Here is a 13329-nt window from a genome sequence, read left to right on the forward strand (position 1 = left end):
CTATACGGGTGTGAAATTTAGGTTCAGTATTATTTCATGTATCAATCAGGTGTACCGCCTGAAGGCCAGGGGGCCGATTATCCGCTCATAGCAAAAAGGCTTTATATTGAGAGTATCCTAAAAGCGGGAAACTCTCCAATAAAAAGATTTCTACAGCGTGAAAAAATCAAAAAAAAGATAAACGTGTAAATGGCGTTTTTTAGGCATAATCTTAATAATTGGTTTATAAATCAGGGTTTACATATAATAAGTTGGGTCTTATTATATTGGGGCAATATACCCTGTATGCGCAGATCGACGAGTGTACTAATGTGGGTGATTGGTATGAAAAATGTCAATCTCATCAAAAGTCAAATTATTGATAATAAGACAATTAACGTAATTAATAGGAGAAAAAAATGATTATACTGGCCCTTTGCAAAAGGCGTTTTTTCCAGGACTATAAACTATTTGATTTGATGCGATTGACGTAAGAGGATCAATCTATACTGTCCAGGTACTCGGAAGGTGTCATCAAAAATTCTTCTTTAAATACTTTAGAAAAATATTTCGCATCATTGAAACCTACCTCATAGGCAGTTTCGGCTATTGTGAATTGTTTTGTGAGCAGGAGTTGAACTGCTCTTTTTAACCTTACCGACCTGATAAACTCAACCGGAGTTTTACCAGAAAGATTAAATACTTTATTATATAATGTTGCGCGGCTCATATTCATCTTATTGCTTAGCAATTCAACTGAAAAGCCAGCATTTGGAATATTCTCTTCAATGACCGTCAACAACTTTTTCATAAATTTCGTATCGGGAGTTTCGATCTCCAGATCGCCCGGTTTCGCTTCAATTTGCCTTCGATATGTTTCTTTTACTACCTGTTGATTCTTTAGCAAATTATGAACCTTAAAACGTAATATTTCAAAATTAAAAGGCTTGGAAAGGTAGTCGTTCGCCCCCGTCTCCAAACCTGTCAGTTCCTTTTCGTCGCCGGTAAAAGCGGTAATTAATATAAATGGTATATGTTCGGTGCGTTTATCGCTACGGATTTTTTTACAAAAATTAATACCATCAATTTCGGCCATGTTAATATCGCTTATGATCAGATCGGGATGTAAAGCCAACGCTTTTTGCCAGCCCTCTTTACCATTTACGGCTTCGGCAATAGTATATAAATGCCTGAGATCATCTTTCAGATAGGCCCTGAAATCGGGGTTATCCTCCACAATTAAAATGATAATATTTTTATTGCGTTTTTCCTGACCTGGCCTGTCGGGTTTAGGAGCTTCCACTTCTTTGAGGGTATTCTCAATACCGGTAAAATTATTTTTCTGGGATATCTTTAATGGCAGCCGCACAATAAAACAACTCCCTTTCCCATGTTCACTTTCAACAGAAATGGCGCCACCCATCAAATCAACAAACTCTTTAGTAATTGACAAGCCAATACCACTTCCCTGGTTAATTAACGAAGCTGGCATGTCATTCTGAAAAAAACGTTCAAAAATTTTATCCTTTTTGTCTGCGGGAATGCCGACACCCGAATCTATTACCTTAATTTCGAGCAAGGTCATTTCCATGCTATTGGATTCCAACAACCGTACTTCAACTGCTACATTACCAAAGTCAGGGGTAAATTTAAATGCATTTGAAAGCAGGTTAAAAAGTATTCTTTCAATTTTATCCTGATCAAAAAAAGCAAATCCCGAATCAGTATCACACTTAAAGGAAAAACTGATATGTTTTTTATCCGCCAGATCGGTAAATAAATCGCTTGCTTCTGTAATAATTTTAATGATATCAGCTTCACGCAGGTCAAGCTGAAGTTTTTTTACGGTCATTTTACTAAAATCCAATAGCTGATTAATCATATTAAGCAGCCGCTTAGAATTTTCGTGGATCAATTGAAGCTTTCGCCGGCTATAATTATCGTCAGCCTGTTTTAATAACTTTTCGACTGGCGCCATAATCAGAGCGATAGGCGTTCTGAATTCGTGACTAACATTGGTAAAAAAATCTATTTTCATTATATCCAGCTCGTGCTTATCCTGTGCTTCCTTTCGCACGCGCGCGATCTCAAACCGCGTTTCTATTTTTTTAATGCCTTGTTTGCGGATGTAATACAAGATCCCAAGTATGGAAAATACATAAATAACATAGGCTATTGGCGATTTCCAGAACGGGGGCAATACCTTAATTTTTAATTTTATATAGCTGGGTTTCCATTTTCCCTCCTGGCCAATAGCCCGTACCTTAAAAGTATAATCGCCTCCGTCAAGGTTAGTATAGGTAGCTTTCCGGGTAGCATTATTTGCAGTAAGCCACCCTTTATCAAAACCTTCCATCATATACTGATGCGTTATTTTATTGGGGTTAAAGAAATTTAAGGCGGCAAATTCAATGGTAAACACATTTTCGCTGTGGTTCAGCGTTATTTCCTGTGTGGCCGAAATTGCTTTAGATAATACGACATGGCCGTCAACTTCTTCATTGGCTGCTATACTTTTGTTGAATAGCTGAAAATCGGTGAAAATTAATTTAGGCTCATCTATATTCGGATGTATACTCTGTGGGTCGAAAATATTGAAGCCGTGCGAGCCTCCAAATACCAATTCCCCTTTACTGGTTTTTAAAGCTGCATTTACAGTGAACTCTCTGCCCTGCAGGCCATCTGTTTCATCAAAGCTTTCAAATTGAAACTTATAGGTGCCATTGCTTGGTGTCAATGTTATCCGGCCCAGCCCTTTTGATGTACTTAGCCACATTGCCCCCCTGTTATCTTCCAATACATTCAAAACCTGGTTGTCGGGCAACCCATCCTTTTTAGTCAGCGAGATAAAACGATTTGTTTCAGAGTTAAATATGCTCAGTCCGTCTCTTGTTGCTATCCACATCAGGCCGCGGCTGTCCTGCGTGATATTATGGATGTCATCATTGACCAAACCGTTAGGGTCGCTTTTCTTTTTACTATAATGTAGAACGCGACGTCCATTTTTTAATATTTTATCTATCCCCAAATATCCTCCTACCCAGAGATTACCTTTGGTGTCCTCAAAGAGTGCGGATATATATAGCGACCTGATATCCGTTTGCTTAAAGGGAGGCGAAAATATTTTTTTGTCTCTGTCAAATATTTGCAAACCTGCCGCAAAAGTACCTATCCATAACCGGTTTGATGAATCTTCCAGGATATTCCACACCCGGTCATCAGCAATGCTTGTGGGCACCTTGCCATTATGTTTGTAGTGAATAAATTTTCTTCCGTCAAAATGATCCAACCCGCCAAAATAGGTACCTATCCATAGTTGCTGATCATGGTCGATACATAAGCTTACAATAATATCACTGCTGAGGCTATTAGGGTTTCCCGGATCGTGTTTATACTGGGTAAACTTGCCTGTTTTGCGATCAAAATAACTTAAACCGCCTCCATTGGTTCCAATCCATAAGTTACCGTTTTTATCCTCAGCGAATTGATTAACATCTTCAAAACTAAGACTCCGGGGATCTGAGGCGAAGTGCCTGTACAGCGGGAACTTGATAATATTTTTATGATAATAACTTACCCCCTCTCTAAGCGTACGAGCCCACATAATGCCTTTGTTGTCTTTGTAAAGCGCAACAGTGTTCTGTCCTAACGATTTTGAGTCATCTTCCCTGTTCAGTAGATAAGTAATTTTTCCACTTTTTTTATCCAATAAGTTTATGCCGCCATGATCAGTGGAGATCCACATAAGACCGTCGTCGGCCTGAATAATGTTAGTGATGTTATTCGATGTAAGCGGTGTTTCTGACGATTCTTTTGTGATGTACCGAAACCGTCCCGTACGGCGGCTGTAATAATAGATGCCGGAATCCATATTGGGGTTAAACACCCAGAGATCGCCTTCGCTATCGATAGTTATCGAGTAGTCTCTACCCCTGATATTGGCAGCTTTTTTAAAAATATCGGTATGGTACGTAATTGCATTATGTTTTACATCAAATAGCTCTACTACGCCGTCGTCATATGCTAGCCATAAATTGCCGCTTGCGTCCTGCACCATGTCTGTAACAGAACTTGAATATAATGATAGGTTGGAATTATGGTGATGATAATAACGCATGGCAGCTCTTTTCAGTTCATTAAACCTGTAAAGGCCTGAACCGGAACACAAAAACCAGAAGTCGCCTTTCCCGTTGTGAAGTATCTTGGAAACGAACGGATACCCTGGAAGTTTGCAAGCATAGAGCACCGACGATACGTCATTGTTAAACTGCTCCGTTTCGGGGTCATAAAGGGAATATCCAGCCGGGGTTATTACCCATAATTTTTTGTCAGGCCCTTCAAAAATATTAGTTATGTAATCATCATTAACGGAGTTTTTATTATTTACATCGTGCTTAAATACTTTAAAAGTATAACCGTCATAACGGTTAAGGCCCGAAGCCGTGCCGAACCACATGAAGCCTTTGGGATCTTTAAATATGCAATTAATCTTGTTGTGAGATAACCCGTTGCTTATATTGAGTCGTGAAAATTGGTACTGGCTCTTTTGCGCAAAATTGTTCGTGTAAGCAAAAAACAACACTGAAACGACAATATAAAGTTTTACACGCATTAAAATTTAGTTGAGATCTTCGAAATCAGGAGCCTGGCCCTTGGCAAGCCGGTACACCTAGATAGCATAAAAGTAAGATAAATTCGTAATTAACGAGATAAAAGTGGCAATTCCTTATCTAATCACCAGAAGATAAATAACCGGCCTCTGAAGCAAACGAGTTGCCGATGCTATGATACGGGCCATGCCTGAACATACAGTAAAATAAAGCTTCTTACAGGTTGTCGTTTAGGAGGCTATCCGGATCATCCGGTTAAAAAAAGCAGCGACACGCCCTTAGTCACAGTTTTTGAAATGATTAACATTTATTTCCGACACCATTTTTATCAATTTATTTCAAATAAGGTGGCTGTTTATATAAAACCTTATAGATTCCATGTTTTTGTGACAAATTAACATTTAGCACCCTATTTTCTAACTTTTATCTCCCATCATTAAATTATCGCTTCTGTAGTTTTACTACTCAATTAATAAACCTGGTACCAATTCAACTATTGCTAACTAAAACATGCCCGTTGTTCCAACCGCTGTATTATGTTGACTTAATTGCATTGAGTTCATTAATTGTCCTTCTGCATCGAAAAACAAGAATTAGCCAATTAAACAAATAAACCGGTTCAGGCCCGTTTTATCCTATCGAAAAATGATACTAATGTTAAACTCCGCCTTATGCGGAATGGCAACTGCCTTATTATTAATTTTTTTAATACCCCGTTGGTTAAAGGCAATTATCAACACAATTGCCTGTGCCAATAGCTATATAAGCCGCAAAGGCAATGACAAATATATCCTCGTTCAGCCTCGCTGCCTGACACTTTCATACGCAATTAACCAATTTATTAATAGCGGCAGATTTAAAAATCGCCAACCTAACCAATTTTTTTATGAAGAAAACTTTAAGTTATTTTTTATGCATTCTTGCTATCCCGGCATTGACAAGATGCACGAAGCAACAAATCGCTTCTCCGGACGTTAAACCGCTTGTTAAAACGATCACCAAAAAGCTGACCGCCACCAGTTATCCGAGTTATAACATTTCACCACTACCACCCGATCAAAGCGGCGTTTCCAGTACGGCAACTCAGCTTGCTGCAAAGTTCCAGTTAGGTTGGAACATCGGTAACACATTGGAGGCAACAGGCGGCGAAACTGCCTGGGGCAACCCTACGGTGACTCAAGCGCTTATTGATCAGGTTAAAAGAAGCGGTTTCACCGCCGTCCGTATCCCCTGCAGCTGGGACCAGTATGCTAATCAGACCACGGCCCAAATTCAGCAAACCTGGCTTGATAGGGTTAAGCAGGTTGTTCAGTACTGCGTTAACGATGATTTGTACGTAATATTAAATATACACTGGGATGGCGGGTGGTTGGAGAACAATTGTACTACCAGCGCACAGGCAGCAGTTAATGCCAAACAAAAGGCTTTTTGGGAGCAAATCGCTACTCAAATGCGTGGCTTTGACGAACATGTTATTTTTGCAAGCGCCAATGAACCCGCTGTATCAGATGCGACAGGGATGGGGGTGCTGCTTTCTTATCATCAAACATTTGTTAATGCGGTAAGATCAACAGGTGGGCACAACAGTTACCGCGTGCTGCTTATCCAGGGTCCATCTACAAATATCGACTACTCAAATACTTTAATGAATACCCTTCCCACAGATCCGGCCGCCAACCGCCTGATGGTTGAAGTGCACTATTACACTCCCTTTAATTTTGCCGGTTTAACCGCCGATGTAAGCTGGGGCAATATGGCCTATTATTGGGGCAATGGATACCACTCTACAACCGATGCTTCACGAAATGCCACCTCGGGCGATGAGTCGGATGCCCCCGCGGAGTTTCCGCTTATGAAGACAAAGTTCATTGATAAGGGGATCCCGGTAATATTGGGAGAATATGGCGCTATCCGCAGGTTCCAAACGCTTTCGGGAGATGCATTAACGCTGCACCAGGCCGGCAGGGCGTATTATATTAATTACATCACACACCAGGCTTTGAAATATGGCTTGCGTCCATTTTATTTTGATGATGGATCGACAGGGAATAATGCATTCAGGCTTATTAACAGGCAAACCAACGGAGTTGCCGACCAGCAAGGTTTAGCCGCGGTGGCACAAGGCGCGCAAAACGGTACATCATCAACCATCCAGGTTGGGCAAGTTTACCAGATTTATAACAGGAACAGCTTTAAAGCCCTGGAAATTGCTGGCTGGGGTACCGCAAATCAAACGCCGGCCGGTCAGTGGGAATATTTAGCCGGCGCAAACCAGCAATTTAAAATTGAAGATGCCGGAGGCGGTTACTACCGGTTAACCCCTATGCATGCCACCGGAAAATGTTTGGAAATGTATGGCTTTGGCACCGGTAATGGTGGGCAGGTAGATTTATGGGATTACAACGGTGGGACAAACCAAAAATGGTCGATTCAGATAACCGACAACGGATATTATAAAATTATCAATGCAAACAGCGGAATAGTTTTGGATGTTGCAGCTTCTTCGCTCAATAATGGCGGTGCACTTGAACAATGGACCTACTCCGGAGGCCGTAATCAGCAATGGGGATTTGTGAAAATATAAGATAAATATAAAGCAACCAATTAAGTTATTTCACCAAATTGCTAGAAATCTCTAATGCCTCTGTTTTAAATGAGGTGTTAGAGATTTTTTGTTAGGTATTGATGGCTTGAATGATTTGTGTTGGGCAGATAGCCGAATTTCGTACAAAAACGCTGCTTTATCCGTTGTATTTTTATCGAAAAACCCGCAGTGGAACGTTCTTGGGTGTGCCAGCTACATTCAGAGCTATTGAAGTAAAAGCGGTAAATTTCTATAGATTTCATAATGATCAAATCATTGAAGAATTTGGCCAGCCTGATTTGCTAAATTTGTTACAACAAATAGGAGCAATGCCGTCTATGAATTAATGCCCCCATTGCTAGCACACGCGTGCCATGGCTGTTTAACTGTACAGTGGAATATGTGCATCCTAAAGGTTTAACTTATCAAAGCCATGTGCTTCAGCATCGGCAATTGTTTTTTTTACTTCTTCGGGTAGTGCCATTGAATTATTTTTAATGTTTGAATATCTTTTTATTGCTAAATGATATTCAAAGGTCGGCGGGATGCCAAATTTAAAATAGCGCGTCAAGCCCGAAAAATAGTCCGATCCGCCCGAATCTTAATAGCATCCAATCTTTACTTCTTATCCAAAAAATGCGGCGGATAAACTATTTGCCCATGCTTTTGCGCAATTGCCTGTAGCTTTTTTACAGCATCCGGTGTCATTGGCGGCGGTGGAAGAAATTCACCGGCCGCGACCGGTTCACCTATTTCTTCGAAAAATTCTTCCAACCCGGCCGGGACAACAGTACAAAGCAAATGTGCCAGCTGTTCACTTACATTTTTAAAGTAATGTACTACACCGCCTTTGGGAATTACTACATAGGAGCCTTTGGTTGCTGTGTAAGACCCAGCTTCAGAATGAACTTCCACCTCACCGTTGACAACATAAAAGGTTTCATAGAAATCAGCGTGCGAGTGAGGCCCGGGGCCACTTTGAGGAGGGATCAGCATATCAATAGTAGCAAATGCACCATTGGTTTGCTTGCCGGAGACAAGTATCCGATAGTTATCGCCTACGATTGATAATATTTCTCCGCCTTTAGGGCCGACGGTTATTGGTGCCGGTTTTGAGTTTTCCATATTGATATAGTTTATTTGCGTTTGACAGGTTTTTATTCTTCAGAAAATGAGTCTGTTAACGTAAGAATAACTCTACGGCATCTGCTATTGTTTTGTTGATTTAATAATGCAATAACTTGATGCCAGATCAATCACCCTTTTGTCGTTCTTTTAGCGGGGGCTGATCAAAATAATCTGTAAGTTCTAAGGAATAGATAACGCTGGTTATCTTCCATTTTCCCTCTCTTTTGATTAACGTAAGATATTTACCACCCCAATTGGTCATTTTGTTATCTGCCCAAAAGCTGTAATCCATACTGACCGATGCTATAGTTCCATCTTCAATGATCCGGATATGATCAAACTTATCTTCGGTTGACTGATACCTGAATAGAGACCGCATAAAAGCCTGGTAACTTCCGGAAAAGTAATTCCTGCGCGCAGCTTTGATCCCTTTAATTTCCAATTCTTTGGCTTGTGATCTTTCTTTAAGGGCCGCACACCAGGTTACCGGGCCATCATTGAACAAACTATAAAATGCAGCTGAGTCCTTTTCAATGACGTATTTGCTGTAATTGTTGATCACCTTAATTATTTCTTCCTTGTTAGCTTTTTTTTGCTGCGCATAAGAGTGCTGGATGATCATCAAAAATATAATGGACAGCAGTTTAATAGTTTTCATTGGTAATAGTGATAATGATTTCAAACAACCCGGGCAGGGATGCTATCATTTTTCCTTTGATTATTAATGTATTTATATTCTATCGTTGACCCTTCGTAACCATAAGCATCTGCTTTCGTTTCCTGAATGGCAGTATAACTGACCGGATGGATACTTCCAAGAAGAGCGGTTAGGGATTTATGAACAGCCTCTATATAATCAGCCTTATCAACCTTAAGGTTGGTAGAATCCGATATTTTAATATTAAGATGGAAACTTTTTGTTTTTAATTCCTCCAGGGATACTGAATTAACGAACCAAAGGTGATCCGGGACGAATGATACAGTGACTACGGTAACCTCGGGGTTTTTCTTTAGAACTTCCTTTGTAAGACGGCTGATCTCGATGGCGAGTTGTTGCGCTAAAGCGGGGTTTTCCTGACCGCTTACTTTTAATTCGATTAATGGCATACTTCAATATTTAATGAAGTACAAATTTCCGTTTAAAATTGGCCTTATTTATTGATGTATGTTAAGAGTTTAATCCGGCTCAGGGATTCCGGCTTTACACCCAAATAAGAAGCAATATGGTATTGTGAAACGCGCTGTTCGATTCCCGGGTACAATTGCAAAACACTTTCCAGCCTTTGAGCAGCGGTATTTTTCAAAAATGAGGTTTCCCGTTTACACTTCCTGATAAAAAATGTTTCCGCTATGTATTTACCCAGTTTAAGCCATTCATTATCCCGTGAAATCATGGACTGATATTGTTCCAAGGTGATGTAAACTATACTTGCATCAGTCAGGGCCTGAATATTACAATTGGTAGGTCTGGATGTTAAGAAACTGGTATATGCGCTCACAAAATCGTGCTCAAAATAAAAATCATTATTAAATTCATCCGTTTGACCTGCGCGTATAAATGAGCGCATAACCCCGGAAACCACAATGGCGATGAAATTGCAGGTATTGCCCTCGGTGATCAGGAATTCTTTTTTGGTTAATGGCTTACGAAGCATCACCTGCCTGAATTCGGCAACATGGCGCTCGTCAAGCCCCACAACTCCCAGAAGCACGCTATCCAATGCAGTGCGTTCTTCTGCCAAAAGACTTTCTGTATTCATACGGGCAATTATAACATATATTAAAGATAAATAACAAATTGTTACTTTTCTGTGTTGATACGGAATCGTTAAGAAGTGCACTGGAACAAGCGTGATGTTTGAGTACCACTTCCTTGATCGTAGCCATACTGACGAAATCCATTGTAAAACATTTTCGTCAAGTTGGGCAGTTTTTGTTAAACACAACGCATCAGCTTTCAACTGACGAACATTATTTTTTATCGAAAATCTGCCCTGAGGGCATAAAAAAAGCCCTTTTACTACTGTAAAAAGGCTTTTTAGAAATGGGGTAAATGATGGGGCTCGAACCCACGACCCTCGGTACCACAAACCGATGCTCTAACCAACTGAGCTACATCTACCGTTTGGAGAGTGCAAAAATAGAAATCTTACGGCTATTTGCAAACTCTTTTTAAAATTACATTCGGCTTACCTGTTTAATTTAGAACGATTTTAATTAATCACTAAATTTGTATTTATGGCTGAGCAATTAATTGAACTGAATGTGACAGGGATGCATTGTAATAATTGCGCCTTATCTGTGCATAAACTACTCGAAAAAAAGGGCTTACATAATATACTGGTTGACTTTGCCAGTGAAGAGGTAAAATTTTCAACCAGCGACAGTACCCAACTACCCGAAATAAAAAAAGGAATAGAAAACTTAGGTTTTAGAGTGATCGACGATATTTCTCAACACCAACCTTCATTTTATGATAAAGTAGAGAACAAATTTATCTTCTGTGCCCTGTTTACTGCCCCACTCCTGCTCAGCATGTTGCTGCCATGGCAGTTTTTACATCAGCCCATCGTACAATTATTGTTATGCCTGCCGGTATTTATGGTAGGCTGCCTACATTTTGGTAAAAGTGCGTGGAGTTCGGTTAAAGGCGGTGTACCCAATATGGATGTGCTCATATTTATAGGCTCAACATCAGCATTTATATATAGTCTTACAGGAACACTGCAGCATCTAGGCTCACAATACCAATTTTATGAAACCTGTGCTACCATTATTACTCTGGTATTATTAGGCAATGTATTCGAGAAACGTTCCGTAACTCAAACAACATCAGCAGTAAAAGACCTGATCAAATTTCAGCAGGTAAACGCCAATCGTGTTGTTAACGGTGGTATAGAGGTGATCAGCGCCAAAGAAGTACGTCCCGGCGATACCTTATTAGTAAATCAGGGCGATAAGATACCCGTTGATGGCGAGATACTATCTGGCAGCGCCTCTGTTGATGAGGCCATGCTTACCGGCGAAAGTTTACCTGTCGAAAAAGAAAAATACGACCGGGTGATAGGCGGTACTATATTGCTTAATGGCAATATACACATGCTAGCCACCAAAGTTGGCTCCAACACCATCCTGTCGCAGATCATCGAACTGATGAAAAAAGCCCAGGCAGCCAAACCTCCCATTCAAAAACTGGGTGATAAGGTTGCTTCTATATTTGTACCTGCTGTATTGGGTATTTCCCTGCTTACTTTTATACTTACTTTTTACATTGGCCATGCCGGCTTGCAACACTCCTTGCTGAATGCTATAGCCGTACTGGTTATATCGTGCCCCTGCGCCATGGGTTTGGCCACTCCTACCGCCGTGATGGTTGGTCTGGGTCGTGCAGCTAAGAGCGGTATTTTGATTAAAGGTGGCGACACTATTGAAGCCGTGGCCCATACCAAATATGTGGTATTCGACAAAACAGGCACTTTAACAACCGGTAAGTTCAGTATTAATGAGATCAAAGCTGAACCTGGTATTGATATCGACTTGATCCGTGGTATCATCATCGCTATTGAAGAGCGGTCAAACCACCCGATTGCCCGCTCATTGGTTAACGGACTAAAAGGCCTGCCCAAACAAAAGGTGATACTCAAAGTAGCCAAAGAAGAAAAAGGACTGGGTATGCGCGCCGAAGATGTAGAAGGCAATAACTATTTCCTGGGTACCGCTAAATTGAATAAGGACGATCATTTTAATCTCTCGCTCTATAAAAACCAACAGTTACTGGCACAAATAGCCATTGATGATGAAATAAAACCCGAAACTGCCTCCCTGATAACCCAGCTCAAGAAAATGGGTATTAAACCAGTGCTGCTAAGCGGAGACAAAAAAGATATTTGTTTAAAGGTAGCCGCCGCTATTGGTATAAAAGAAGTACATGCCGAAAAATTGCCTGACGAAAAGTTGAAAGTGATTGACATGTACAAGCAAAAGGGCAAAACCATCATGATAGGCGATGGTATAAACGACGCTCCCGCTTTAACCAAGGCCGATGTTGGTGTATCCATGAACGATGCCAGTCAGGTAGCCATACAATCGGCCAGTGTGGTGCTGTTAAATACCGATCTACATTCGGTTATTAAATTTTTGCAGATCAGCAAGCATACCCTGCTCACCATTAAACAAAACCTGTTCTGGGCATTTGCCTACAATATCATCGCCATTCCCCTTGCTGCTTTAGGTTTTCTAAACCCGATGATCGGCGCATTTACTATGGCCTTTTCTGATGTTATAGTAATTGGGAACTCACTGAGGTTGAAAATTAAAAAGGTTGATAGTTAATAGTTCATGGTTCATAGTCACCTTTGATGTGTTTTGTTTTCTGTCACTTAGGGTAAAGTTTGTTATTTTTGGCATTTACAATGGTGCATATGTTAACTATGATCTATGAACCATCAACCATGAACTAATTTAAATGATCGAAATATTTACAGACGGTGCATCAAGCGGGAATCCGGGTCCGGGAGGTTATGGGGTAATTTTGCGTTCGGGTAAGCATTATAAGGAGCTTTCCGAAGGCTTTCGAAAAACCACCAATAATCGCATGGAATTACTGGCTGTAATAAAAGGTCTGGAAGCATTAAAAACGCCCAATCAGCAGGTGATGATCTTCTCCGACTCTAAATATGTGATCGATGCTATCGAAAAACGCTGGGTGAATGGCTGGCTGCAAAAAGGTTTCGCGGGTAAAAAGAACAAAGACCTTTGGTTACGTTATCTCGACATCAGCAAACACCATCAGATCAAATTCACCTGGGTACGCGGTCACAACGGTCACCCCGAAAATGAACGTTGCGATGAATTGGCCGTAGCGGCCGGTAAACAGAAGCCACTGCTGATAGATTCGGTTTTTGAAGTAGAAAATGCGAAAGCGGGCTTGATATAAAATCAGTATCAAGTAATTAGTATCAAGTATCACGACTTCTTTCTTTAACCTTGAAGAGGTAAGGTATCTTGATACATGATACTAATTACTTG

Annotated in this window: 9 protein-coding genes and 1 tRNA gene; 4 read left to right on the top strand and 6 right to left on the bottom strand. The window is 40.6% G+C overall.

Annotation, left to right across the window (positions count from 1 at the left end; translation table 11 throughout):
* Positions 1-478 precede the first annotated feature (478 nt).
* Complete coding sequence (locus AC57BQ_RS14990; RefSeq protein ID WP_496407058.1) at positions 479-4591, bottom strand: hybrid sensor histidine kinase/response regulator; 4113 nt, start codon at positions 4589-4591, stop codon at positions 479-481.
* 884 nt (positions 4592-5475) lie between these two features.
* On the opposite strand from AC57BQ_RS14990, the gene AC57BQ_RS14995 reads away from it, so the two are divergent.
* Both AC57BQ_RS14995 and AC57BQ_RS15000 read left to right on the top strand, forming a co-directional pair.
* Positions 5476-7173, top strand: a complete 1698-nt coding sequence (locus tag AC57BQ_RS14995) for a cellulase family glycosylhydrolase (protein WP_496407059.1) — start codon at positions 5476-5478, stop codon at positions 7171-7173.
* A 110-nt stretch (positions 7174-7283) separates the two neighbouring features.
* Entirely contained in the window at positions 7284-7520 is a 237-nt protein-coding gene (locus tag AC57BQ_RS15000; RefSeq protein ID WP_496407060.1) for an ester cyclase, read from the top strand.
* 271 nt (positions 7521-7791) lie between these two features.
* Here the strand turns inward: AC57BQ_RS15000 and AC57BQ_RS15005 are convergent, their stop codons facing one another.
* The 5 genes from AC57BQ_RS15005 to AC57BQ_RS15025 form a co-directional block, all read right to left on the bottom strand.
* The gene (locus tag AC57BQ_RS15005) at positions 7792-8298 is read right to left on the bottom strand and encodes a cupin domain-containing protein (protein ID WP_496407061.1); all 507 of its coding nucleotides are present in this window, start codon (positions 8296-8298) and stop codon (positions 7792-7794) included.
* A gap of 127 nt (positions 8299-8425) precedes the next feature.
* A complete protein-coding gene (locus AC57BQ_RS15010) occupies positions 8426-8959 on the bottom strand; it encodes a nuclear transport factor 2 family protein (protein ID WP_496407062.1) in 534 nt (177 codons plus the stop codon).
* A 20-nt stretch (positions 8960-8979) separates the two neighbouring features.
* The gene (locus AC57BQ_RS15015) at positions 8980-9408 is read right to left on the bottom strand and encodes a tautomerase family protein (RefSeq protein ID WP_496407063.1); all 429 of its coding nucleotides are present in this window, start codon (positions 9406-9408) and stop codon (positions 8980-8982) included.
* Positions 9409-9452: 44 nt separating this feature from the next.
* Positions 9453-10061, bottom strand: coding sequence for a Crp/Fnr family transcriptional regulator (locus AC57BQ_RS15020; protein WP_496407064.1), 609 nt, complete (start codon positions 10059-10061; stop codon positions 9453-9455).
* A gap of 285 nt (positions 10062-10346) precedes the next feature.
* Positions 10347-10423, bottom strand: a tRNA-His gene (locus tag AC57BQ_RS15025).
* Positions 10424-10539: 116 nt separating this feature from the next.
* Here AC57BQ_RS15025 and AC57BQ_RS15030 point away from each other — a divergent pair.
* Both AC57BQ_RS15030 and rnhA read left to right on the top strand, forming a co-directional pair.
* On the top strand, positions 10540-12633 hold the full coding sequence (locus AC57BQ_RS15030) for a heavy metal translocating P-type ATPase (RefSeq protein ID WP_496407065.1): 2094 nt from the start codon (positions 10540-10542) through the stop codon (positions 12631-12633).
* Between the two features lie 133 nt (positions 12634-12766).
* A complete protein-coding gene (rnhA, locus tag AC57BQ_RS15035; RefSeq protein WP_496407066.1) occupies positions 12767-13237 on the top strand; it encodes a ribonuclease HI in 471 nt (156 codons plus the stop codon).
* Positions 13238-13329: the final 92 nt, after the last annotated feature.

This window comes from Mucilaginibacter sp. BGA-UO-ETr-C110 (assembly GCF_059567985.1).